22 protein-coding genes are annotated in these 25,663 nt (G+C 42.5%); 4 read left to right on the forward strand and 18 right to left on the reverse strand.

What is annotated here, in order from left to right:
• Positions 1–82: 82 nt before the first annotated feature.
• The gene (locus ECA1_RS00470) at positions 83–664 is read right to left on the reverse strand and encodes a TetR/AcrR family transcriptional regulator (protein WP_060791421.1); all 582 of its coding nucleotides are present in this window, start codon (positions 662–664) and stop codon (positions 83–85) included.
• A 136-nt stretch (positions 665–800) separates the two neighbouring features.
• Positions 801–1,127, reverse strand: a complete 327-nt coding sequence (locus ECA1_RS00475) for a hypothetical protein (RefSeq protein WP_060791422.1) — start codon at positions 1,125–1,127, stop codon at positions 801–803.
• Between the two features lie 514 nt (positions 1,128–1,641).
• On the opposite strand from ECA1_RS00475, the gene ECA1_RS00480 reads away from it, so the two are divergent.
• Entirely contained in the window at positions 1,642–1,959 is a 318-nt protein-coding gene (locus ECA1_RS00480; protein WP_010749914.1) for an RNHCP domain-containing protein, read from the forward strand.
• A gap of 206 nt (positions 1,960–2,165) precedes the next feature.
• Here ECA1_RS00480 and ECA1_RS00485 read toward each other — a convergent pair whose 3' ends face one another.
• From ECA1_RS00485 to ECA1_RS00530, 10 genes are all read right to left on the reverse strand, one after another.
• Positions 2,166–3,935 (reverse strand): ABC transporter ATP-binding protein, encoded by a 1,770-nt coding sequence (locus ECA1_RS00485; RefSeq protein WP_060791423.1) that lies wholly within the window; start codon positions 3,933–3,935, stop codon positions 2,166–2,168.
• A 2-nt stretch (positions 3,936–3,937) separates the two neighbouring features.
• Positions 3,938–5,647: an ABC transporter ATP-binding protein gene (locus ECA1_RS00490; RefSeq protein WP_060791424.1), complete on the reverse strand. Its 1,710-nt coding sequence runs from the start codon at positions 5,645–5,647 to the stop codon at positions 3,938–3,940.
• 229 nt (positions 5,648–5,876) lie between these two features.
• The gene (locus ECA1_RS00495; RefSeq protein WP_060791578.1) at positions 5,877–6,278 is read right to left on the reverse strand and encodes an MmcQ/YjbR family DNA-binding protein; all 402 of its coding nucleotides are present in this window, start codon (positions 6,276–6,278) and stop codon (positions 5,877–5,879) included.
• Positions 6,279–6,567: 289 nt separating this feature from the next.
• On the reverse strand, positions 6,568–7,182 hold the full coding sequence (gene apf / locus ECA1_RS00500; protein WP_060791425.1) for an aggregation-promoting factor: 615 nt from the start codon (positions 7,180–7,182) through the stop codon (positions 6,568–6,570).
• A 328-nt stretch (positions 7,183–7,510) separates the two neighbouring features.
• Positions 7,511–8,794 (reverse strand): uracil-xanthine permease family protein, encoded by a 1,284-nt coding sequence (locus ECA1_RS00505; RefSeq protein ID WP_060791579.1) that lies wholly within the window; start codon positions 8,792–8,794, stop codon positions 7,511–7,513.
• Between the two features lie 49 nt (positions 8,795–8,843).
• Positions 8,844–10,199: a guanine deaminase gene (gene guaD, locus ECA1_RS00510; RefSeq protein WP_060791426.1), complete on the reverse strand. Its 1,356-nt coding sequence runs from the start codon at positions 10,197–10,199 to the stop codon at positions 8,844–8,846.
• Positions 10,200–10,451: 252 nt separating this feature from the next.
• A complete protein-coding gene (locus ECA1_RS00515; protein ID WP_005228477.1) occupies positions 10,452–10,727 on the reverse strand; it encodes a helix-turn-helix domain-containing protein in 276 nt (91 codons plus the stop codon).
• Entirely contained in the window at positions 10,714–11,082 is a 369-nt protein-coding gene (locus ECA1_RS00520; protein ID WP_060791427.1) for a type II toxin-antitoxin system RelE/ParE family toxin, read from the reverse strand. The genes ECA1_RS00515 and ECA1_RS00520 overlap by 14 nt, the downstream gene beginning before the upstream one ends.
• Before the next feature lie 169 nt (positions 11,083–11,251).
• Positions 11,252–12,586 carry a hypothetical protein gene (locus ECA1_RS00525; protein WP_060791428.1) on the reverse strand — a complete coding sequence of 445 codons (1,335 nt, stop codon included), beginning with the start codon at positions 12,584–12,586 and terminating at the stop codon, positions 11,252–11,254.
• Positions 12,587–12,664: 78 nt separating this feature from the next.
• Positions 12,665–14,776 carry a glycoside hydrolase family 65 protein gene (locus tag ECA1_RS00530; RefSeq protein WP_060791429.1) on the reverse strand — a complete coding sequence of 704 codons (2,112 nt, stop codon included), beginning with the start codon at positions 14,774–14,776 and terminating at the stop codon, positions 12,665–12,667.
• 175 nt (positions 14,777–14,951) lie between these two features.
• Here ECA1_RS00530 and ECA1_RS00535 point away from each other — a divergent pair, with 175 nt between their 5' ends.
• Positions 14,952–16,169 carry an amidohydrolase family protein gene (locus ECA1_RS00535; protein ID WP_060791430.1) on the forward strand — a complete coding sequence of 406 codons (1,218 nt, stop codon included), beginning with the start codon at positions 14,952–14,954 and terminating at the stop codon, positions 16,167–16,169.
• A gap of 82 nt (positions 16,170–16,251) precedes the next feature.
• Here the strand turns inward: ECA1_RS00535 and ECA1_RS00540 are convergent, their stop codons facing one another.
• The 6 genes from ECA1_RS00540 to ECA1_RS00565 form a co-directional block, all read right to left on the reverse strand.
• Positions 16,252–17,061 (reverse strand): alpha/beta hydrolase, encoded by an 810-nt coding sequence (locus tag ECA1_RS00540; RefSeq protein ID WP_060791431.1) that lies wholly within the window; start codon positions 17,059–17,061, stop codon positions 16,252–16,254.
• Positions 17,062–17,071: 10 nt separating this feature from the next.
• On the reverse strand, positions 17,072–18,538 hold the full coding sequence (locus tag ECA1_RS00545) for an alpha-L-fucosidase (RefSeq protein ID WP_060791432.1): 1,467 nt from the start codon (positions 18,536–18,538) through the stop codon (positions 17,072–17,074).
• Positions 18,535–19,191 (reverse strand): SGNH/GDSL hydrolase family protein, encoded by a 657-nt coding sequence (locus ECA1_RS00550; RefSeq protein ID WP_010749930.1) that lies wholly within the window; start codon positions 19,189–19,191, stop codon positions 18,535–18,537. The genes ECA1_RS00545 and ECA1_RS00550 overlap by 4 nt, the downstream gene beginning before the upstream one ends.
• Positions 19,192–19,333: 142 nt before the next feature.
• Positions 19,334–21,082, reverse strand: coding sequence for a type 2 periplasmic-binding domain-containing protein (locus ECA1_RS00555; RefSeq protein WP_060791433.1), 1,749 nt, complete (start codon positions 21,080–21,082; stop codon positions 19,334–19,336).
• 21 nt (positions 21,083–21,103) lie between these two features.
• Positions 21,104–22,036: a carbohydrate ABC transporter permease gene (locus tag ECA1_RS00560; RefSeq protein ID WP_005228460.1), complete on the reverse strand. Its 933-nt coding sequence runs from the start codon at positions 22,034–22,036 to the stop codon at positions 21,104–21,106.
• Between the two features lie 15 nt (positions 22,037–22,051).
• Positions 22,052–22,993, reverse strand: a complete 942-nt coding sequence (locus ECA1_RS00565) for an ABC transporter permease (RefSeq protein WP_005228459.1) — start codon at positions 22,991–22,993, stop codon at positions 22,052–22,054.
• Positions 22,994–23,227: 234 nt separating this feature from the next.
• On the opposite strand from ECA1_RS00565, the gene ECA1_RS00570 reads away from it, so the two are divergent.
• Both ECA1_RS00570 and ECA1_RS00575 read left to right on the forward strand, forming a co-directional pair.
• Positions 23,228–23,833, forward strand: a complete 606-nt coding sequence (locus tag ECA1_RS00570) for a YesL family protein (RefSeq protein ID WP_060791434.1) — start codon at positions 23,228–23,230, stop codon at positions 23,831–23,833.
• Positions 23,830–25,626 carry a sensor histidine kinase gene (locus ECA1_RS00575; protein WP_060791435.1) on the forward strand — a complete coding sequence of 599 codons (1,797 nt, stop codon included), beginning with the start codon at positions 23,830–23,832 and terminating at the stop codon, positions 25,624–25,626. Before ECA1_RS00570 ends, ECA1_RS00575 begins: the two co-directional genes overlap by 4 nt.
• The last annotated feature ends 37 nt before the right edge of the window (positions 25,627–25,663 follow it).

Raw genomic sequence — 25,663 nt, forward strand, 5'->3', positions numbered from 1 at the left:
TTTATTTTCACATCGTACTTGTGTGTCTTTGTCATTAGCAAAGCTTGTGAAATTACTGGATTGTTGCTTAGAAATTGGACCACTACAATAAATTCTTTATCGTAATTTCAGCAATTTGTTGTGCCATCGGCTTGTTTCTCATCGAAGCATTCAAGGTTCGCAGTCCATAATAGGCATTAAGGTAACAAAGGGACAGTTCTTTGGCTGTCTTTGTCGTTTTGATCTCTCCACTAAGCAGACTTTTTTCTATATGCTTTTCAACTTCTGCCTCAAGTTCCTTTGCATGTTGTTCGGACCATAACACCACGGCTGGATCAATACTGCCTCTTTCCATCGCTGCATTGATCAAATAACAGCCAGTGCTGTCTTCTTGAAAATCTACTTCAATTGCCCAATTCAATAATGCTGTTAATTTTTCTAAAAGCCCTTTTTCCTGATCCAATAATTGCTTTTGCTCTTGAATCCAGCGCTCATGATATACACGCAGTGTTTCTACGTATAAATCGTGCTTACTACCAAATGTGTTATAAAAGCTACCTTTCCCCAACCCTGTTTCGCGACATAGATTTTCGGTTGAACAGGCTTCATAGCCATGGGACCAAAATTCATGCATAGCAATCTTCACTGCTTCTTCCTTATTGTGTTTTTTAGGACGTCCTCGCATCTTTCCAGCTCCTTTTCTTTACCGATCAGTACATAAACAGAATATCATTTATGTACCAACCAGTCAAATATTATTTTGAGTTTTCACCTGCCTGTCCCTTCTCTTTTACACAAATGCTATTGTTAAGCTTCATTTATTAGTTTATTTCTCGTGTTTCTTTCAAAAGCTGAATGATCTCTGCCTGCTGTTTGATGATCGTATCTTGTTGCTTGATTTTAATCCAGTTTTGATCGATTTGGATAGCTGCTCCGAGATCTTTGTAACTGAGTTTGGGGATCTCCATGAACAGTCCGCGGTGAGCAGCTAAGTCATTAAAAATCTGAACAGACAGACCATCACTCAATTCATGGATCTCTTTTTCTTCAAGATATTGGTTGATCAGGTCTTCTACAGTCAAACTCTTTTTTCGTTTCTTGCCTTGTGTACCATTCGTATTTTCGGATTTCTTGTTCGTACCAAACATTTTTGTTCTCCTTTCGTTAGGTCATCCTTCCTCCATTTTGTGATTCTATGTCTCTTCTTCAGTGACCAAAATAAAATCGAGCGAAACCTACATGTAAATATTTTGTCACAAAATAGCATTATTATCTACATTTTATTTTTTTAACGATAAAAAAGAGGGATGAATTACGATCTGGTTTTATCTGTCTTAGAATTCCAACTTTATTTCTGCTATAATACCCTCATAAACACATAGGAGGTACTCGATGAAAAAGCATTCCTCAATTGCTTTCTAGGGGACGACGCCAATGACAGTGACTTTGGACTACACTTACTGCTGGGTTGTGGGCTGCCGCAACACAGTGCTTAGCACAAAACGAAAAAACTAAGCGTGGTACGGATTGCGAAATCGCATGAAGCTGGAAGCAGAAGTAATCGTTACGGACGGTGAATGTGTCCCTAGCCAAAGAAGCCTGATGAAGAACGAACGGAACCCTTTTCTCTCAAAAGAAATCATTCTTTTGGAGGAAAGCAAAATGAGAAAAGATGAAAATACGACCTTTGTTTGTAAAAACTGCAGTACGCCTGTGGCACCCTTGACCAATGGTTCTTACCGCAACCATTGTCCCCAGTGTCTCTACTCGTTACACGTGGATATTCGCCCGGGTGATCGTCAAAATACTTGCCATGGCTTGATGCGACCGATTGACTATCGCCAACATTCCAAAAAAGGCTATCAGCTGCTGCATGAATGCACCCGCTGCAAAAACCAGCAGTGGAATATCGTGGCACAGGATACGCAACAGCCAGACCATTTTATTGAGTGGTTGGCTCAAACCGCTGCGTATCACTAAAAAACCAAAGAAGACCATGCTTAAGGCTGGTCTTTTTTGGTTATCAGAACAACGGACCCCTTATACCACTAACTGCTCATAAACATTGTCGTCATAAGAAGCGCTTGCTGTAACCTAAAAAAACAGCCCGCTGTTTCGTCGATTGGTTGACGAAATTGCGGGCTGTCCTGCTAGTGTCTTCTTGATGATTTTACGTTGGTTTGCGCTTATTCAAAAACGAATTGATTGTGATACAGTTCCGCATAAAAGCCGTCAGCCGCCACCAATTGATGGTGATTGCCTTCTTCAATGACTTCGCCGTCCTTCAAGACAACGATGCGGTCGGCATTCAAAATCGTCTTCAAGCGATGGGCGATCACAAAACTGGTTCGTCCTTTGATCGCTTCATCCATTGCTCGTTGAATTTTCGCTTCGGTCACGGTATCAACGTTACTGGTGGCTTCATCCAAAATCAACAATTCTGGATTGGTCAAAATCGTTCGGGCAATACTCATCAATTGTTTTTGACCAGTACTGAAAAGATTGTTCTCTTCGGTGATCTCCGTGTCATAGCCTTTTTCCAACGTCATAACAAACTCATGGATATTGGCTTGTTTCGCTGCTGCAATGACTTCGGCTTCAGTCGCTTCTGGTTTCCCAAAAGCAATGTTTTCGCGAATCGTCCCTGAGAACAACACGGATTCTTGCAAAACGATTCCCACTTGAGAACGCAGCAGATCCAAATCTAGCTCCCGGATATCGATGCCGTCAAAGGTCACAGAACCACCATTCACATCATAGAAGCGATTCAACAGGTTCATGATGGTCGTTTTTCCTGAACCCGTCGGCCCGACCAATGCGACCATTTCGCCTTTGTTGACTGTGATCGAGACATCTTTTAGGACCAATTTTTGACTGTCATACCCAAAGTCCACATGATTCAAAGCAACCGCCTCTTTGATGCCCTTCACTTTGATCCCGTCTTTTGGTTTGACCTCATCGGGTTCATCAAACATTTCATTGATTCTGCGCGCACCGGTGATCGCCAATTGAATCATGCTGTAACCAGAAGAGATCTGCATCAATGGTTGATAATACTGCTGCGAATACTGGACAAAGGTCACAACTAATCCTAAAGCAACGGAACGTTCTAAGTCACCGTTTAATGCTAACCAGCCACCAAAGAAAATCACGATTGCCGTGTTCAACAAGGACATCCCTTGCATCAAGGGGAAAAGCAGCCCAGAGTAGACTTGCCCTTTGTAGGTAGCTTCGCGGACTTGTTGGTTGTGGACCAAGAAACCGTCGATGGTTTCTTCTTGCAGTCCATTGGTGATGATGATTCGTTGACCACTGATTTTTTCATCGATATAGCCGTTTAATTTTCCGACTTCATCTTGTTGCAGATCGACATATTTGCGGGCTTTTTGGATCACGATCACCGCAATCAACACCGCAATCGGGGTAGAAGAAATCGTTGCCCATGCCAATTCAACGTTTTGACGGAACATCATGATCAAGATTCCCACCATTAAGACTACATTGGTCAGCACTTGCAACAATGCTTGGTTCAGACTGTTTTGGATGTTATCCAAGTCACTGGTAAAACGGCTCAAAATATCACCGTCTTGATGAGAATCAAAGAATTTGATCGTCAATTTTTCCAGTTTATTAAATAAACCGATCCGCATTCTGTTGGTTGATTTCCCCACCACTTGCGTGAACAAGATACTATAAACAAAATTGGCTGCACTGGCTAAGACATAAAAAATCAACAATTTCCAAATGATCGATAGAAAAGCTGATTTATCATCGACCCCTTGCATCAAACCACCAACATAATTCGCCAACTCTTGGAACGCTTCTCCGACAAAGACTGGCGCTTGCACTTGCAGATACGTTGCCAGAATCACCGTCACAAAAATGAATAGAAACGACCACTTGTATTGTTTTAAGTAATGGTAGAAAAATTTACTCGCTTTGAACAAATCTGTCATGGTTACTCCTCTCCTTTCTGTGTTGCGAAGATTTCTTGATAGATGGCATTGTTATTGGCTAAAAATTCATGGCTTCCTTCACCAACCAGACGTCCATTATCTAAAACGAAGATGCGGTCGGCTTTCACAACAGAGGCAATCTTTTGCGCGATGATGATCGTTGTCGTGTCTTTTAATTGTTTTTCAAACGCTTCGCGAACCAATTTTTCCGAACGAGCATCTAATGCACTCGTACTATCATCCAAAATCAAAATTTTCGGTTCACCGATCACTCCTCGAGAAATCGATAAGCGTTGCTTTTGCCCTCCAGAAAAATTGCTGCTGCGCTCGGAGACCGGCGCTTCAAACCCAGCGGTCAATTTTTGAATAAATTCACTGGCTTGGGCGATTTCCGTTGCGCGAGACATCTCAGATTCTGAGGCGTCTTTTTTCCCTTGCCGCAAGTTTTGGGCAATCGTTCCTGAAAAGAGGATCGCTTTTTGCAAGACAAAAGCGACCGTTTTACGCAAGCTTTGTTCATTGACTTCTTTCAAGTCAACGCCGCCAACTCGCACGACACCTTCCGTTGGGTCAAACAAACGAGGAATCAGCTGCGCCAGTGTTGATTTGCCGGCACCAGTCGCCCCTACGATCCCAATCATTTCACCAGGTTTGATGGTAAAACTGATAGCCGTTAGGGCATTTTTTTCATCCCCAGGGTAACGGAAGCTGACGTTTTCAAAAGCGACACTTCCAGACAACTCTTGTTCTGGGACATCTTGGTATTGCAGATCCGGTTCGGTATCTAGAATCTCTTTGATCCGTTTAAGCGAAACTGCAGCCCGCGATGTCATCATCATCATCATGCCGCCGATAATGATCGCCATCATAATTTGCATCAAATAATTCATGAATGAGGCAATTCCCCCAATCAAGGTTGGATCATCTTTCGCTAGATCACTGACAAAGAAGATCGCGCCGACGACGGCTAAGTTGGCTGCCAGCATAAAGGAGGGGATCATTACAGAGAACAGGGTTCCTACGATAATATTATGCTTCGTTAACGTTTCACTGACTTTGGAAAAGCCTTGTAGCTGGTTTTCTTCTTGAACAAAAGATTTCACCACACGAATCCCCATCAAATTTTCTTTGGCAATCCCATTGATTTTGTCGATCAAGTTCTGGATGATCATAAAGTGTTTGCCCATCCGTGTAAAGGAGAGTGCCGTAATCACTAGGACAGCGATAATTAGTAAGACGATGATCCACCAAAGTTGCGGCATAGTTGTCATCGCCAAAATGAAGGCACCGATAAATAAGAACGGGATGCGAAACAACGATTGCAGCGAGATCATCACTAAGTTTTGAATTTGCGTGATGTCATTGGTCAAGCGCACCACTAGGTTTCCTGCCGAGAAGGTTTCGATATTACCAAATGAGAATGTCTGGATTTTCCGAAACATCTCTTCCCGAATATCGGCACTAACGCCTTGCGCCACTTTCGCAGAAAAAATCGTGTTGATAATCCCTGCAACAAGGCCTAGCAATGCTAGCCCAATCAGCTGCACACCAATTTTTTTCATTTCATCATTGTTTTCGGTAATAATTGATTCTAGCACTTGCTGCAAGAGCTTCGGCTGCCATAATGCAGCAACGACCATTAAAATGACCGATAATAAGGCAATGCCGGTTGCCGCTTTGTACTTTTTGACATGGCGTAAGACCAGATCCATATACGTACCACTCCTTTGTGTTTAGCAGAAAAGACTGCCAAAAAATTTCGGTTGCACAACAATTTACCATGGATCACGACGGGAAACAAGCGAACAAATAAAACAAAAAGAGCTTTCATGAAAGCTCTTTGAAAATATTACATAAATGTTGTCGAAAATAACGAATAGTAAAGGGATTATGATGATCCTCGATACTGGTTTGATTATTTTTTGTCGCTAAATCTTTGACTTACGATTCGCTGTTTTCCAGCTCACTTTTTTGTTTTTTTGTCAGCTTTTGTTTGACTAAATCGTAGGAAACCAAAATCATTTGTTCGATGTTTTCTTCCATCAAGGCATCAGATGCCAACTTGATGGTATTCCAATGGGTCTTATTGGCATAATACCCTGGAATGATGACGTCAGGAAATTGCTCTCGCAGCGTTTCGTTGACCTCGGGCAGATTTTTCAAAGTCAAAAACGCTGTTTCTTCTGGTTGTGGACTCATGATCCCAAACTGCTTTCCTACTAAATCAAAGTAGATTGCATCCCAATCTTTGCGATAATAGACTTTGGCTCCCGGCAAGCCTTCCCCAAAAGCTTGAAATCGCTGCATTTTTTGTGCAATTTTTTCTTCAATCGATGTACTCATTGTGTGTCCCCCACTTTCTGCTATCAAAATCGCCATTTTCTGCCTCAATTTTGACAGATTGAATCGCTTGCTGCTCTATTTCCTACTATTATACATGGTTGTCGTGGAAAAAGGGATTTTTTATCAGTGGCATGTCGACTGATAATGACGTTACATGCAGCTGTAAGCGGCGTTACATTCATTCACCTTTCTCAGAGGACACAAAAAAGCCCTCATCAGCGAGTAAGTTATACTCGCCAATAAGGGCAATTGATTACTAGATGTCATGGACAAGATTCATTTGAGAATCTTAGTACCAACCATTTGCTTCCCAGAATGCTTTGGCAGCAGACCAAGAACCATAACGTGATGCAACATATTCATCGGCAACCTTTTCTTGGTTAGCAGCTGAATAGTCACCATTTAAGTAAGAGTTGGTTAATTGGTAACGGCCATAGTATTGTCCGTTTGTCGCTGTGTAAGAACCACCAGATTCTTTGTTTGCGATCCATTCTTTTGCTGAAGCTTCTGAGCCGCTAGCTGAAGAGCTGTAGCTTGAGCTGCTTTGTGTGCTTGCAGCAGATTGTGTGTTGCTTGATTGTGAAGCTGCTGGTTCACTTGGTTGTTGTACACTTGCTGCAGCAGTCGTGTTTGCAGATTCTGTATAAGTGGCAGTGCCATCTGTAGGGATGATCAATGCTTCCCCAACAAAAATCAAGTTTTTATCAGCAATCTCGTTTGCTTCAACGATCGCATTGATCGTATCATCAGAGCTATAACCATAAAAGTTAGTAGCGATTGTTGATAATGTATCACCAGATTGAACAGTGTATTGTTCGTCTGCAAAGGCGTCTTTCCCACCTAAGAAAAGGCCGAAACCGGCAAGGACAGCTGTACTAAGTAAAACAGTTTTTAAAGACTTCATATAATTAAATCTCCTTCTTTGAAACTCATTTTGCGTCATTTGAGATGACTCAAGCGCATAAACAAGTCTAACATCGAAGAATATTTCATAGGTAAAGAATTCATTACAGATGATTACGAAAACGACAGTTGCCTTACGTTTCGTAAGAATTTGAGAATCCTATCATATCAAGCTTTACTATGCTGTAATTTTTAACATTACAGTTATTTTGTTTTCAGGTAAACCAGTTAACCTTAGAAAACCTTTCCTATATTACAAAAAACCCTCTTTTTACACAGGATTGTAACAAAAGAAGGAACAAGACAAGGTCTCGTTCCTCATTTACTTTCTATTTTTTCTTCACTGGGATCAATTTATTCATGATGATCGCCGCAATAGCGCTTAAAGCAATCGGTGAATCTAATAAATATTGTAAGAATTGAGGCGCAGATTCTTTGATTTCTGCTGGCATAAACAACAAGCCGATGGCAATAATCAACGGTACCCCGATAATATACAACTCCCGCTCGGAAAACTCTTCATTCTTAATGACCCGAAAGCCGCTCAACAAAATAATGACGCAGACGACCGCGAACACGCCGCCGATGACAGCAGAAGGTACTGCGTGAATCAAGGCTGAAAGTTTTCCCATGAAGGACAATAGGATAAACCAGACGGACGCCATCACAAAGACTTTTTTACTAGCAACCCCTGTAATCGAAATAATCCCTGCATTGGTAGAATAACCAGTTACAGGTGTCGTTCCAACTAAGGCGGCAACCAAGCAGCCTAACCCTTCACCGATCACGCCTTTATTGATCTGTTCATCCGTAACAGGTTCTTCTGTCACAGAACTGACCGCATACCAAGTACCTGTTGTTTCTGCTAGGAGAACCATATAGATCACTAGCATCGTTAAGATCGCTGAAACATCAAAATGCAGGCCATAGTTTAGAAATACCAGTTTTGGCAGACTAAAGAAAGAAGCATCTGCCACCGACTGAAAATCAACGCCTCCCATAAAGGAAGCAATCACGGTACCGATAACCAAAGCAATAATGACCGAACTGATTCGGAAGTATTTCCCCATTCCTGGAAAATAATCGCCTAACATGGAAAACAAGATCAAAATCGCCGCAGTAATCGCAGCTAACAACATGTTTTGATTGGCACTTAGTGTTTCAGTGGCAGGATAGATATTGCTGGTAAATGCTGTTGGCAGCAGCGTCAAACCAACGATCATGATGATCGTCCCACTGACGATCGTAGGAATAAAATGACGAACGATATACTTATAGATGCCAGTAAAACCTAGTAAAATGACTGCTGCAGCACCAACAATGCTGGCACCTAACACCGTGTCCATACCGTTGGCACCAAAATAAATACCGATGATCGCTCCAACGGGTACAAAGGATGGTCCTTGACATACGGGTAATTTCAAGAAAAAGAGGACTTGGATCAAAGAAGCGATCCCTGCTCCTAAAAAGGTCGATTGGATCAAACCTGATGCGTCTGAAGAGGACATCGCCACCGCGGTTGCGATAATAAATGGCGGCACATACACGTCCATTGCCAACACATGCTGTAATCCTAAAAGTACTGCTTGACCAAAGGGAATGTCTTCATTCATTCCGATCGTTAAATGTTTGTTTTTCGTTGATTCCACTGTCTCATTCTCCTCATTTTTCGTGTACTTTTTTTCCTTGGACCCAGACTTGGCGAATATTTTGCATCGTTGCTAAGTACAGGATTTTTTGTAGTCTTGCTTCGGGTGAGGTGAACACACCGAAGTCAGGCAAAGGATTTTCTTTTTGTCGCGTATCGATCACTTGCACATCAAACGCATACCCTTCTTTGATGACACCTACTGGTAATTTCAGTGCCTCACCGCCGCCTTTTGTCGCCAATGAGAACGCATCGATCACGGATATACGAGAATCAGCTACTCCTCGTGTGTTTTGAGGAAGCGTGACATCCACGCCATCTTCTAACATTCTCGAAGACATCACAGCTTGTTTGATGTTGTCATACAAACTCGGTGAAAAACCGCCGGAGATATCTGTTCCTAAACCAATCGTGACTCCTTGTTCTTTCAAGCGCTTGATTGGGATCACGCCATTGGCAAAGTAGGCATTTGAAATGGGACAGTGCGCAACTGCGGCGCCGGTTTCAACAAAACGAACACCGTCAGCTGGGCTGATGAAATTGCCATGAGCCATCACTGCTTTTTCACGCAACAAGCCAAAATCTTGCAGCACTTCGGTATCCGTTTTACCAAATCGTTCTTGAACAAAGTCATGTTCCCATTGCCCTTCACTGCAGTGGGTCTGAACATGAACATCATATTTTTCAGCCAATGCGCCTAACCCTGCCAAGCCTTCATCGGTACAGCTGGGGACAAATCGCGGAGTGACCACAGGATAAACGCCTTGTGGGGCGGTCTTTGCGATTGCTTGTACTTCTTGAATAAAACGTTCTGTATCCGCTAATGCCTCTTCTGTTGACGCGTCTCGATAAAAAGCAGGATTGGCTTGGGGATCGTCCATAACGACTTTTCCGACTAATCCCCGTTGACCAAGAGCGGCACAAGTCTTCGCCAATTGAAGGCTCGCTTCTAGATGGATCGTTGCAAAATAAAGAACCGTTGTCGTTCCTCTTGCCAATAGCTGCGCCACCAAATCTTGATAGACAGCTTTGGCAAATGCTGGATCGGCATATTTTGCCTCCAGTGGAAACGTGCATTCATCTAACCAGACATTTAACGGTTCATCTAACGCGATCCCTGCTTGCGGCCATTGTGGTGCGTGGACATGCAGATCGACAAACCCTGGTAAAAAGCACTGGCCTTCAGATAAAGCCTGAAGATTCTCTGATGCTTTTGCCAGCTCTGCCTCATACCCTTGATCTGTTTTGGCAGTAACTTTCGTGATGATCCCTGCGTCATCGACTTGAATCAAAGCTTCTTCTATATACTCCAATTTTCCATCACTTGGCGTATGGAAAACATCTCCTTTAAAATAGCGAATGGTTGCCATTTGTTTGATTTCCCCCGTTCTCTAAGACATTGTCAGGAAAAAGCCGTTCATTTAATGTTCCTTTTTCACTAACACGATGTTCTTATTTTAACGCTATTCGAAAATAGTGCAATAAAATTCACTATCATAAAGGAAGATAAAACGCTGAACGTTCGGTTTTTATGCGATTTCAAAAAAAGACACCGTCTAGAAATAAGACAGTGTCTGCTTTTTGAGAATATTCGCTTGGTTTATCTATAACTAAGGCGTTACCTAAACTAGACTAACGGTCAGGGTTTTTCCGAGGGCGGAAGCAAGTTTGGATAATGTTTCGAAACTTGTATTATCCCCTCTCTCAATACGTGCAATGGTTGACTGAGGAACAGCGGCGAGCTCTGCAAGTTCTCTTTGTGTGAGTCCTGCACTTTCTCGCGCTTTCATCAATGCTACAGCACTAGCAAGTTTCGCTTTTTCAGCTTCATATTCAGCTTTGAATTCAGTATCTTTCATTTTTTCTTTTAAAAAATCATTGAATTTAACTGTTGGCATCTTTGATCTCCTCCTCAAATTCTTTTCGGATCTCTATCGCTTTTGCTATTTCTTGAATTGGCGTCTTCTGCGTTTTCTTGGTGAAACCATGGGTAATAATGAATTTAGAACCTAGCCAATGAAAATATAAAGCTCTTTGAATGTTTCCTCCAATTCCTGATCTCAGCTCAAATAGGTTATCTCCCAGTTTTTTCACCCATTTCATTTTTTGAGCGATCAGTATTCCATGTTCTTCCACATTCGCAATGACTGCTAACATTTTTTTCTGGTCTTTCTCAGGTAACTGTTCAAAAAACTCAATAAATTCATTGTGTCCATTTGGTCGCTCATAAAACTCAAACTTAGGTTTGTCCATATACAAATGATAGCATATATGCCATCATTTGTCGATTCAAGTTACCGTTCATTATTCTTTCTTAGACTTTATTCCCTATAATTGGTTTCATCTTTTTTTCTAGTTGATACAAAACTACTTAACATTCTCTTTGTCGATGAAACCGAATCAACTCCAAATCATTTCTCCATTATTTTTCTTTACGATTCCTACGAAATACCACCAATCCACCTACTAGCAAACACAGTAATCCTGCAATCGAGCCCCATTTTGCTGGCTCTAAAAAGCTTTGGATCCTTGAGGTCTGATTCGTTGCCGTCGTTCCTGATAGCTGAAACAAGAAAGCCAGCGGCTGATGTTCAAAACGAAGAATGACAAATAGGAGTGTCATCAAAAGAAATTGATGTACCAGACTCCCTTTGCTTTGTGTGGCATACTTGGCTAAACTCCGCTGCTCGATTGCTTCGGGTTTTGCCGTCAAATACTGTTTCGTGAGCCATTGATTCAATCCCGCATTAAAGAAACTAATGACAAATAAACTTATTGGGATCAAAAGATCGCTGCTAAATAGAAGAACACCAACCATCAATCCAAGCAAATACGCCGGTACTAACTGTTTTTCTAGCAAGCGTGCGAGTTTTCCTCCGAGAAACATGGCACCAAAAAGGCCCAGTGCATATGGTAAGTAAACGTGCGTGCTTAGCGCTTGTGCTCCAAATCGACCGGTAACATACACCGAGCCGAAAAGAAAAAGAAAGTTTCCGATCACCCCACGAATGAAGGTGAGCACATTTAGATGAAGTGGCTGTTTCCACGATCGGCTGCGTTTCGTTAAAGTGATCAGCAGCAAAGCAAAGAGAAACAAGAAACCAGTGATCGCCCACTCAAAGAGGGCATTCGACTTGATCAGCCTGGCTGCTCGCAAGCCAAACAGTAAGAGAAAGAAAAAGAAATACAACAAAAATTGCTTGTTGAATAACTGGTTGCGCTGCATCAGCGGTCTTTTCGGTAGGTTTTTGAAGGTTTGACTACTCTTAGCCGCCAGCACAAAGAGTGCAAGATAACTGCCAAATAGACCAATGCCCTGAAGGTCATCAGGCAACCGTAAGGCAAACAATAAAACGAAAAGAAAGAACAGCGCCTCCTTCCAATCATTTTTCAGCGGCTGTTCAGTGAGCTTGGCTTTTTGGCGTACCATCAGGTCAGCTGGCGGCAGCCAAGAAGCACTGACCCCCAACAAACCAGCAGCTGGCAAGAGTGCCACGCTCCACCAAGTGCTCAAGATACCCACCAATGCGCCAGCACCGCCGATCAAGACACTGGCTGCTAACAGCGATGGTGCGAAAAGCGCCGTAAGCGTCTGTAAGAAAAAGACCCCTGTCATGCGAAAGGTATAAAAGAGCGCAAAGGCTAATGCTGCACTTAGCGACTGCTCTTTGCTCAAAGATAAGAAATAAAGATACGGGATGATCGTGATCGTATTGCTGATGATCAAAAGTGCGGTATGGGATTTTTTGTATATCATCTAAATTCCTCTACTATTGATTGTAGTCTTATTATTTTTTCTATTCTTGATAGTAGGTAGTCATTATAAGCAAGTCCTCTATTTAATCCAAAGGCCATTCCTATCCTCCACCACCTTTAATTTACTATTCGGCTGTAACTGGCATTCGATTTCTCCCCCTTGAAGCTTCACTCTGATTGCTTCTTGCTGATAAGTGATCGTAAAGGTCAGTGATTCGATTTTCTGTGGCAAATGATTCGCCAAGTGAAGTCCGCGATCATAGGTCAGACCAGCAAAACCATAAATCAAACTCAACCAGCTGCCGCCCATATTGGCAGCATGAACACCGTCTACAACATTCTTTTGCAAATCATTGAGATCCATCAGTGCGGTATCCATGAAGTAGCGATACGCTTTTTCAGTGTCGCCGATTCGGCTAGCCATCACACTAAAGATGGAACGAGACAACGAGGAGTCATGGGTCGTCACCTGCTCGTAATAGTCATAGTCTCTTGTTAATTGATCTGCTGAAAATTCATGGGTAAACAGCATCTCTGCTAAAACCGTATCTGCTTGCTTGCATACTTGATACTTATAAATGATCATTGGATGATAGTGAAGTAGAAGCGGATAATTCTCAGCAGGTGTTTCCTCAAATGGCCACAGCGCTTGATCTAAGAAGGAATCATCTTGTTTCGTTAGCTGCCGCTCTTCATCGTAACCGAAGTACATCAAGTCAGCCGCTTTTTCCCAATCGGCAATCAATTCTTGATAGACATGGTATCGTTTGGCCAATTCGACCGCATAGCGTAAGTTATTTTGTACCATTTTGTTTGTATAAAAATTGTTGTTTACCAAAGCGCTGTATTCGTCTGGTCCTGTCACTCCATGAATACAAAACCGCTCTTGTCCTTCTTTTACAGCAAACGTGCCATAATGAAACCAGAATTTCGCTGTTTCAAAAACGACTTCTTTACCAATTTCTTCAATAAAGGGTTGATCACCCGTGATACGTTCATATAATTGAAAGCCATAAACGATATCGGCATTGATATGCAGCTGTGCTGTACCTGCTGGATAATAGGCACTCGTTTCATTACCGTCAATCGTACGCCAAGCGAACAATGCCCCAGCTTGATTCAATTCTTTTGCTCGTTTTTTGGCTTGCGGCAAAATACTTGCACGATAGGAAAGCAAGCTTTTGGCTATCTCGGGGTTCGTATAAATGAAGAAAGGCAGTAGATACATTTCTGTATCCCAAAAATAATGTCCTTCATATCCTTCACCTGTAAGCCCTTTTGCGGCAAAATTCGTTTTTCCATCACGCCCTGCACCTTGGTTCAAATGAAACAAATTGAAACGGATCCCTTTTTGCAAATAGTCATCCCCCACGATTTGAATATCGCTGGCTTGCCAGAAAGATTGATAGTAATCCGCTTGTTCTTTTAATAAGACAGAAAACTCATCGACGCTCTGCTGAAATGGTGTCTCACCAATCCTTTGCAACAATTTGACCTGAAAAATCGAAGTTGACGGTTCTCCAACAGTCAAATGCTGCTTTTCTTGATGTAGCTGAATAGCGATTTTCTTTTGACTATTTGGTGCTGTCCATACTTGGTATGCGCCCATTTGTTCTTTTTCCAATTGATGATTCTTACTGGCAACTCGAGGATCATCTGTTTTATTGACAGAGAATTGCTGATTTAATGTGTGGGATAGTTCGATCGGTTCTGAAAAATCGGCTGTTATCACTTCATAGCGGCAAACATAGAGTTCACTGCGCGTCATTGACGCAAACGAAGTTAACCCCAACTCAAAAGACTTTCCAGTCGGAGTAGTGATCTGATAACTTTCCGTTAGAACCCCATCAGCTAATTTAAGACTCATTTGGGTTCGTTCGACTTGCCATTCCTCAACCGAAGAATCCTCCTCGCCGATTTTCAAAATAACTCCACGCAAGTTGGGCAGTTTGCAAATCGTTTGATGTTCTTTTGCATACCCATAAGCCCATTCGCCATACTGAATCGGCTCGCTGTCAAAAAAGCCGTTGACAAACGCCCCAGGATTTCCTGGGTACAATTGATTGACCTTCAAAGGATGTCCTGCACGGACGCCGATTTGCCCATTTCCTAAAGCGAACAATGTTTCTAGATACTCCATTTTCTGATGAGAAAGCTCATCAGCTGTCAATAGAAAGTCGTTTTTCTTCATCCTTTATCCTCCAAGTCTTTTGGTTTATTCCTCGTTATCTTCACTTAGTTTCTATCCTACACTTCTAGCCAATGATTGCAAGGCTCAGCACTTCGTCTTTTTGCCACAAGCATCTCTTTAGAGCCGAGCAGCGAATGTATGATACCATGAAGCAAATACGAAAGAAGGCGATTTCTTGGATTTATGGCTTACAAATGTACAACTTGAGACGAGTTATTTAAAAGAAGGCGATTGGTCTTATGGAACCAAAACAGAAAATACAGCAATCGGGATCAATGATGAAAAAATAGCGGAGATCGTGCCGATGACCGAATGGCAGGCATCAAGCGAAGCGACGATCATTGATGGGGAAAATCAGTTATTGTTGCCAGGATTGATCGAAAAACATTGTCATTTGGACAAAAGTAAATTAGGTACTCCTTGGCGTCCAGTAACGCCCGCAGCTAGCTTGGTGGAACGATTTGAAACTGAGATTCCCCAATTAGATGCCTTACCGTTATCAATCAAAGAACGCGGACAAGCGCTGATTGATTTAGAACTACCTCACGGTGCGGTGATGTTCCGCTCACATATCGATATTGAACCAATGACTCAGCTGCGTTATTTTGATGCGATCACTGAATTAGTCGCCGAACAACCTTTTGGCTCGGAGTTGGTCTTATTCCCACAACATGGCTTATTGCGCTCAAATGCAGCTTCTTTGATTGAAGAAGCCTTAGCAACGGGCAAAGCTTCTTATATTGGCGGTGTTGATCCTTATACACTCGATCAAGATTATAAAACTTCCTTACGGACAACTTTTGAACTTGCTCAAAAAGGGCATGTCGGTATTGACCTCCATCTTCATGATCGGCAAGAAGCTGGCAGAGCGACCGTCAAAGAAATGATTCGTTTGACGAAGGAATTCAATATGCAAGGAAAAGTAGCGATTAGTCACGCCTTTGGTCTAAATGACTTTGAGGGAGAAGAACGCAAAGAAGTCTTTCAAGCCTTAGCAGACTTAGAGATCCATATCATTTCAAGTATTCCCATCAGCCCAGGAACGATCCCGCCACTGAAGGAATTGCAAAGCTATGGCGTGGCTGTTCATATCGGTTGCGACAATGTCTATGATTCTTGGTCTTCTCTTGGCGACGGTTCTTTACAAGAAAAACTGGCCCGCTATTTAGAGATTTTTGCCGTCAAAAGTCAGGAAGACTTGACGCAAGCCCTAGGTCTGGTTACTGATGGCAAAGTGCCCTTAGATAAAAACGGTGCGCAGCAATGGCCTAAGGTTGGTGATTCGGCTGATTTCTTGCTGACACCAGCTGCTTGTACGGCAGAATTCGTTGCCCGCAAAGGCTTCGTCAGCAAAAGTTTTTATCAAGGAACGGTTGTCTTTTCAGCTGATTAAACTATCTGATAACAACGAAAAGAAAAGCCATTGTCTGAACTCAGCAGACAATGGCTTATTTCTTTCGATCATTAAACGTTTCTCAAAAATTCCATTTTACCCAATCAGCAAATAATTCTGGCCAACGGACAACCGACGCTTCCGTCCCATGTTGATCGCTGTTGGCGGTTTCTGGCGTTCCTAAACTTAACCCGTGACCGCCCCGAGGGAAAATGTGTAGCTCATAAGGTATATTAAATTTGCGCAGCTGTTCGGCAAAAAGGAGGCTGTTTTCCGCCAAGACTAATCCATCTTCTAACGTATGCCAAAGAAACGTTGGTGGTGTCTGTTCATTGACTAAAGTCTCTAAAGACAAGGCGGCTTTTTCTGTTTCGTAACGATCTGCTAATAATGAACGGAAGGAATCTTGGTGCCCAAGTTCACCACTAGATAAGACCGGATAACTCAACAGTAACCCGTTAGGTCGCCATTCTTCATTGGCTCCTTGTAAAGCCTCTGCTAGAAAAGGTTGCTGCCAAGACACACCCAGATTAGCAGCTAAGTGACCGCCAGCTGAAAAACCGGCAACAATGATTTTTTCAGGATCGACGTGCCAGACCTCATGATTGGTGCGCACAAGACGAACGGCAGCCGCCAATTCCTTTAAGGCTAACGGATAGACAGCCGGTTTGATACTATAATGCAACACAAAGGCTTGGAAACCAAAGCTCATCATTTTGATGGCGATGGGTTCCGCTTCACGATCCGACAACATTTCATAGCCGCCGCCAGGACAGATGATGACAGCTGATCGGACACGATCTGGTTCCATTTCAGGAGAATTTTCCATGACATACGTGGTTAAACTGGCTTGGCTTTCTGGTAAAAGTGCGGTTCTTTTTTCATGTATCACGGATTGCGCCTCATTTCATTGTAATTTTATAGACGATTGGTTGGTCGGTTTCAATTGGTTCAAAAGTTAGTTGCAAGCCTTCATCGGTCACTTGCCAATCAATAGGCTGTTCTTCGTGTTCTAGAATCGTCACGGTTTGGATGATGCCGTGAAATTCTGGCAAATTTTGGTCTTTGGATTGTGCCAGTGCTTGGATCCTTGCGTGTCCATTCTCAGGACTTGCCATGCCAATCGCATACAACGCATCCCCCTGAACCGTAAAGCGGAAATCCTGGCTCGTGTATGTCGTCGCCTGTGCTTCTTGAAATTGGCCCGAAACTACGGTCGTGGGCCCTTCCCCTGCTTTGCGCCATGGTTTCGCTTCATAAATGGCTTCACCATTTACATCCAGCCACGCACCGATTTCTTTTAAGATCGCTTGATCTTTTTCTGGGATCGAACCATCCCCTTTCGGCCCGATATTCAAAAGGAGATTGCCGTTTTTACTGACGACTTCGATCAAATCCTGTAAAATCTCACGTGTTGTTTTATAATCCAATGTCGTGGTATAGCACCATGAATTACGAGCGATTGCTGTGTCTGTTTGCCAGTAAAAAGGTTGTGGTTCGGCAAATTTCCCCCGTTCAATCTCCACGATACCGCTACCAAACATCATGGCATCGTGCTTGTAGCAAATACCAACTTGTTTGCCCCATTCAGCCCCACGATTGTAATAGTAAGCAGCGAAAAGTTGCAAATGCTCCTTGAAGGCTTCATGTTGGATCCACCAATCAAAATACAGCAGCTCTGGTTGATAGTTGTCGACGAGTTCACAGGTTCTAAGCAGCCAATCATCTAAAAATTCTTTTGACGGGTATGGCTCGCTAAAGAGACTTTCATGGTCTGGCTCTGGCATCGCTGGCCAGTAAAAGTCGCCTTTTGCCAACGGCTCCTTGATATCACTGTCAAAATCCTTACCGTGTCCCATAAAAAACCAATGTTCGGCACGATGAGATGAGGTACAAAAATGCAGGCCTTGCTCCTCTGCGGCTTCTTTTAGTTCCCCAAGAATATCTTTTTTCGGCCCCATAACTGACGCATTCCATTCAGACAGTTCGCTTTTATACATCTGAAACCCGTCATGATGTTCTGCAACGGGAAAAAGATAATTGGCACCGGCTTGTTTGATCAAGCGAATCCATTCATTTGCATCAAATTTATCTGCGGTAAACATCGGAATAAAGTCTTTGTAGCCAAAGTTTTTTTGTGGACCATAGGTTTCAATATGGTGATCATATTCTGGATGGCCTTTGATGTACATATTTCTTGAATACCATTCATTGTGAAAGGCTGGAACACTGTACAGTCCCCAATGAATGAAGACCCCAAATTTTGCTTTGCGGAACCATTCCGGTAGAACAAAAGCGCCCAATGACTGCCAATTTGGAAAAAAGGGGCCTTGATGTGCGACTTGCTGGATCGTTTCTACTGTGATCATTGTTTTTCCTCCAAAATACCGACTGTTTCCAGCCATGTTTTTGCAATCAACACATGTCCTGCAGTCGAGGGGTGCACGCGATCACTGCTTAAGACATAGGATGATTGATAAAGCAAAAAATCATCAAACTTTTCCTGCGTATCCCCTAAAAGGATACCATACTCTTGCGCTACTTTGGCAAGCACTTGTTGGTAATTGGCAAGCATTTTTCTTAATGGATCTTCTTTGTTGGCTTCAACCATAAACGGGCTCAAAAGAATCATCCCTTTGACATTTGGCAAGGTCTGCTCGATCAAATCACGCAGCTCTGATTCAAATCTCTCGATCCCCACTAGTTCCGTTTGAGCAAAGGTTCCATCAAAATGCCGCCACACATCATTCACACCGATCATGATCGTTACCCAATCTGGATGAAATGCCAACACATCATCCTTCCAGCGCTTCTTCAAATCGACAACCGTATCCCCACTGACACCCCGGTTGACGATCATTAATTCCATTTGCGGGAGTAATGCTGTGGTATAGGCGTTGATCAGATGAACATAGCCGTCCCCCCATGAAGACCAACCTGCGGGTATCGCTTGATAATTTCGATTGCTATCTGTGATCGAATCCCCCATAAAAAGCAAACGATCTTTTTTATCCACTATCATTGTTTTCCTCCTTAAAGAAAGAAGACTGATCCGCTGGTGCTGGATCAATCTTCTTAAGTGATTGCTTATCCAAAGGCTGTATACTCACTTTTGCCAAGGAACCGTTGGCAAATCACTCGAGCGATTCTTTGTTTGTTTTTGATTAGTCCCCAAATTCTTTCGCTACTTCTATCCGTTTTTCGTTTTGATCTTTTGCATTGTTCATGTCAAATTCCAAAACGGTTTGATAGCCAAGACCATCTGCTGTTTCTTGCATTTCTTTTAGCAATTGGTCAAATTCTGCTTCATCTTTGGCAAAAACCATTCGCCAAGAGTACTCGATGATTGTCGCTTTGGCTTGGTTCCGCAACGTAGAGATCTCTGAACTATCTTCTGGCGCTACATAGCTGGCACCAGGGGCAACTAACAATTGGTCGTTCTCCTCTAAATAGCCAATGGTGGATTCTGCACCACCCATATTTTTTGACCAATCTTCTTTTACAGGATCGGTTGTTTCATTTTGATAGCTTTCCCACATCGTATAAGCATAAGGGAAGCCTGTATCAGGATTGATATCGATCGGTAATACCGTATTGACGTTGAGTGCAGATACGCCATCTTTGTAACTTCCGCCACCGTATTCTTCTGGCACATCCCCATCACCATCTAGCAATGCTTGTTTTCCGAACTCAGTTAAGACAGGCTCGCCGTCTTTCATTTCCCAAGTCAACCCTTCTGGACCACTACTGCCGCTTGTTTGAGAAGAATTTGCTAACACACCTTCTGATGAGTAGAGCCAGTCAATGAAGGCTGCGATTCGCTCTGGGTCTTCGGCATTAGAACCGATCCCGATAAATTGTTTGCCACCGTATACTTCCGCACCATAAGAGAAGATTTTTTGATCTTGGATCGGTGCCAACATAAAGCCTTTTCCTTCAGTCAAGTTCGTGGTCGTATTAAAGGCCGCTTGACCTAACCAAGGCCACCATGAGAATAACACTTGTCCTTCTTGGAATTTTGCAAAAAGTGTATCGTAATTTTGCGTCGTTGATTCTGGGTCAACTAAGCCCATTTGATTGGCTTCGAAGTAAAACTTAAGTGCACGAATATATTCAGAGTCACTATCGAGAATGCTTTGATAATCAGAACCATCCGCTTTTGCCAAGACAAATCCTGATTCATCGTACCCATAGTAGGTGACCAGCTGTTTGCCTGCATTCATCATGTTGCCGTCCCAATCGCTGAATAGAGAAAACCCATAAACTTTTTTCCCAGAATCTGTTGTTGGATTGTCTTCTTGCATTTTTTGAATCACAGGAAGCAGGTCTTCCAATGTACCGATTTCTGGGTATCCTTGCTCCCCATAAAGATCCCAACGCACGTAAGCACCAAATGTAGGATCTAATCCTTCTGAAGGATCGGTGGCTTTTAATGTAGAAACGGAAGTTGGAAAGCCATATAGACCATCGGCATCTTTGTTTAGATTTTGAACAGCCGCATCGAAGCGCTGAACGTTTTCCATAGTTTCATAATACTCGCTCGCATCGGTCAACAAACCAGCTTCAACCAGTTCGTTGTATTGTTGGCCATTATCAACAATGATCAAATCACCCAAATCGCCTGCTGCTGTTCTCGTTTGATAAAGGGTATCACCGTTTCCAGCAACGTTTGGTGCGATGATGTTCAATTCCATATTGAATTTATCCCGCACGATTTTGGCAAACCAACCTTCTTGCATCCCCATATAGTTGGCTAGCCCATTATAGACATCGATCGTGATCGTTTCATCGTAGCCACTTTCGCTAGAAGCGGCATCTGTGTCAGATTCAGCTGCTCCTCCACAGCCGGCTAAACTACCTAGCAATGTCATGCTTAACAAACCTGTTGCTACATATTTCGACATTTTTTTCATTTTCTTCCCTCTTTCTTTTTATTAACCTTTCACCGCACCCAACATAATTCCTTTGACAAAATACTTCTGGAATAGCGGATAAATGAACATGATTGGTAAAACAACAATGACTGAAACGGTCATGCGGATCGACGTCGGCGTCTGCGTTGTTGCTGCTGAAGCGATGCTGGAAAGTGATCCCGAGGTATTTTTGACCATTTGTGCCAACGAATTGGCTTGATTGATATACGTATAAAGAAGGTATTGCAAGGAGTAGAGACTTTGATCCGTAATGTAAATCAGTGTATCCTGGAAGGAATTCCATTGACCCACTGCCGAGAAAATCGCTACTGTTGCTAAAATCGGTGTACAGTTGGGTAAAATTACCCGAAAGAATACTTGAATGATGCCAGCTCCATCCATTTCAGCTGCTTCTTGCAATGATTTGGGGATCGACTCAATATAGGTTTTCACCAAGATGATATTAAAGGGCTGAACGACAGCCGGCAAAATATAGACCCAAAAGTTATTCGTTAAACCTAATGTCTTCATCGTGATGAATAATGGAATCAACCCTGCATTGAAATACATTGTAATCACGACAAAGCGATACCAAAATTTTCGTTTCCACATTTTTTCTTGGGTAAACATGAAGCCTAAGAAGGCTGAAGCTAAGACAGTCGCGGCGGTACCAATCACCGTTCTAGCCACCGAAACCGTTGCGGCTAGAGGCAATCCTTTTAGCTGTAACACTTGACTATAGTTTTCAAAATGGATCTCTTGTGGAAAAAAGCGAATTTGGCCTAACGCACTCAACTCATTATTACTGATTGAATTAATGATCAAGTAATAAAAGGGATACGCGCAAATCAACGTAATCAAAAAGAAAAAGGTATAATTGAGGATACTAAACGTCAGGTTTTCACGTTTGCGTACTTTTTTCGCCTTTTTCTTTTCACTAATCGATAGTTCCATTGATATCCTCCTCTTCTAAATAATGGATGTCCCCCGAATTTTTTTCGAAGCAATATTGACGATGGCTAACAAGGCAACAGAAATGACACTTTTTAGCATACTGATCGCGGTCGCTAGCGATAGACTATTTCCGCCCATCCCTAAATTGTAGACATACAAATCGAGGACTTGGATCGTGTTTCGATTGAATGCGTTTTGGAAGACAAAGTACTGATCCATTCCGTTGTTCAGCAAGTTGGCGATAGACAGCATCAACATCACAAGGAACGTCGGCATCAAGGCAGGTAGTGTGATATGACGCATCAGGTGGAAACGATTCGCCCCATCGATTCGTGCCGATTCATACAATTCGGGGTCAATTCCTGAAATGCCTGCAAGATACATGATGGCACCCCAGCCCAAGCCTTTCCAAATATTCCAAAGACACATCATCAGCCACGTATGATTGCCGCTATCCAAAAATTTGACTGGATCGGTAACGAAGCCCCATTCTTGCAGCAACGTGTTTACCAGCCCTGTTGAAGAAAACAAGCTAAAGGCAATCGTATACACCAAAACCCAACTGATAAAATTCGGTAGCGTGGTCAGCGTTTGGACCAAATTTTTAAACCATTTGCACTTGATTTCGTTCAGTAAAATGGCGAAGCCTACTGGTAGGATCGAAGTGGCGATCCCTAAAAAACTCATGGCAAAGGTGTTTTTCATTACTTGTACGATCTGATCCACTTGTGTTGGACTAGAGACAAGAAGTCGAAACCATTTGAAGCCTACGAACTCGCTGCGCGCTAAACCTAATGCTGGTTTGTAATCATAAAGTGAATAAATCCATCCGTGCAAAGGAAAATAAGAGAACAAAAACACGAGAATCAGAAAGGGAACGATACATAAAAACAAAATCTTCCCTTCTCGTGTCACCCGCTTATTTTTTCTTGGGACACTGCTTAGTTTACTTTCCATTTTCCTCCCCCTTTTTTGTAACCGCTTTTACATTTTTAATACTAGCACCTGAATGCTTATTTGCCACCTGTGAAAAATAGAGGTCAATCCGTACATTTTAGACTTCATTTTTCTTTTATTTATAAAGAACGTTGATCTATCAATGTTTTCGCTAGAAACCGCTCGAATGGCAAGGCTTTCAAAATTTGTTTTTTGCGAGTACTATAGGAATATATCAATTTTGGAGGGATATAAATGAAGTACAATCCTGATGGTCAACTGTACAAAATAACCACCGTTTTTTCACAATTCACATTGTTAAATTTACTATATATCATTAGCTGTTTGCCAATTATTACGATTGGTGCTGCGACAGCTGCCCTTTATGAAGTGACGATTCGTTATGCGGATGAGGAGCGTGGTGAATTGATTGTAGGCTATGTGCGAGCGCTACGTGCAAACTTTATGAAATCCACCGGTAGTTTTCTCCTTCTTGGGCTCCCCATGGTAGCACTACTGTATAGTAGCTTGTTTTGGTTTTCCTCAAAAACCATTCTTGCCAGTATTTTTGCTTTCGTTCTAATTGTTACAGCTATTTATCTGTTTATTGTGTTAGTCTATTGCCTTGCCTTAATTGGACGTTATGAAAACAGCTTTAGGCAAACACTAAAAAATGCGTTTCTGTTACCGATCGCGGACCCTATCCGTTCGTTAGCCCTCGCACTTATTCCTATCGCTGCGTTTTGTTTTGTTATTTTATTTCCGTTGTTTAAATTTCTCTTGTTGATTTTTGGCTTTTCTTTTGTTATTTATTGTAGTTCGTTCCTGTTGCTTTCTATCTTTCGTAATCAACAAGCATGAAAAGAATCAGTCATCTCTCACTTTTTCGTCGTCTGAGTCAGTTTTCCATTCGGCGACAATTGTTCATTCTTTATCTACCTGTTGTTTTTTTATCCACAGTGACTATAGGTCTCTTATTGGTCTACGATTCAACCAAACAGCTGACAGGCAATTACCAACACTTGGCAGAGTTGAATGCTCAGCGTGTCAAATCTGTTCTTTTTGATACAACAAACACGCTGACAAACACGGCGAGTTCCTTATCAAACGATACCCATCTACGTCAACTTTTAACTGCCAATTACCTTGACGACCAAGAAGCGATTGTGGACATCAATAGCTATGATCAACTAGATGAGATCAGAAATCTTCAAACCTCGATTGCGAAATTAACTATCTATACGACGAATCAAACCATTCCGAACTATAAATATTTTCAACAGGCAGATGACACGATTCAAGCGACCGCCTGGTACCAACGAGCTCTCAAGCAACCCGATGCTTTTTTGATGACGATGCCAGAGGATTACAAAGCAAATCGTTTGAGTCTTTATAAGACGTTGCCTTTGCCTTTATCAAAAGAAACAGCCGTTTTGGAGATCCAAGTCGATTACAATTATCTCAGTAACCGACTTCGTAATTCATCCTATGAATTGGAATTACAGTTAAATGATGATGTCATCTTTTATAGTGACAAAATCAATCAAGTTGGGGAACCGGGACAGCTGACAGCTCTTTCTGAGCCGCAAACGAGTGCTGCCTTTTTAAAAAATGATGGTACCAAGGTGATGCTCACCAAAAGCACCTTACCCATGAGTAACAAAGAAGATATCATCACGATTTATAGTGCGGATACAAATGCCTATCGTAATCTACGCGCCAATCTGATCCGTTGGAGCACGATCGTTTTGGTGATTTTGATCACTACTTTCATCATCGTCTTTCTCTTTGCTCGATTCTTTACCAAACGAATTTCTCAACTGCAGCAGGCGGTCTACTTTGCCTCGATCGAGGATTATGATTTCTTTCAAAATATTAGCGGCGAAGACGAGATTTCACAGATTTCTCTTGATTTCCATAAGATCATTCAACGAATCAAGAAAAAAGAAGAAGAGATCTACCGTTCGCGTCTGGCACAGCAAGAGCTATTGACTCAGCAGCAGCAAATGGAATTTAATATCTTAGCGGGGCAGATCAATCCCCACTTTTTGTTCAATACGTTAGAAACGATTCGCATGATGGCGATGACTTCTGGCAATTCTGACGTCGTTTATGCCATCAAGTTACTGGCAAAATCGATGCGCTATACGCTAGAAGCCCACGGAACCAAGCGAACGAGTTTAGAAGAGTCCTTAGACGCGGTTCACGTGTATGTCAAGATCCAGCGGATGCGCTTTGGCGATCGAGTCAACTTTTCCTATTCAGTCTCCAATGAGATCGACCAAAAAGAAGTCCAAATATTGCCCCTCCTGATTCAACCATTGGTGGAAAATGCCATCTCCCATGGCTTGGAAGGCATCACCTATCCAGGGTTTGTCCGTTTGACGATCACCAAAGACGGCCATGATCTGGTGATCGTGGTACAAGACAACGGCAGCGGGATACCGCCAGAAAAACTCGAACACTTGCAGCAAAAAATCAAGACGCCCTCCACCCATGCCAAAAAGAACATTGGACTAGCCAACGTCAATCATCGGGTCAAAATGTTTTATGGACCTGAATACGGCTTGACGATCGAGAGTGTGCTGGGCAGCGGCACACAAGTCACCTTGCGGATCCACGATCTAAGCCAAGATTCATTTTCTCCTCACTAAAACAGTAAAGCCCCCCTTCGATTCCTGTTTCAGAAAT

Origin of the sequence: Enterococcus casseliflavus NBRC 100478 (genome assembly GCF_001544095.1) — a bacterium.
Taxonomy (GTDB): domain Bacteria; phylum Bacillota; class Bacilli; order Lactobacillales; family Enterococcaceae; genus Enterococcus_D; species Enterococcus_D casseliflavus.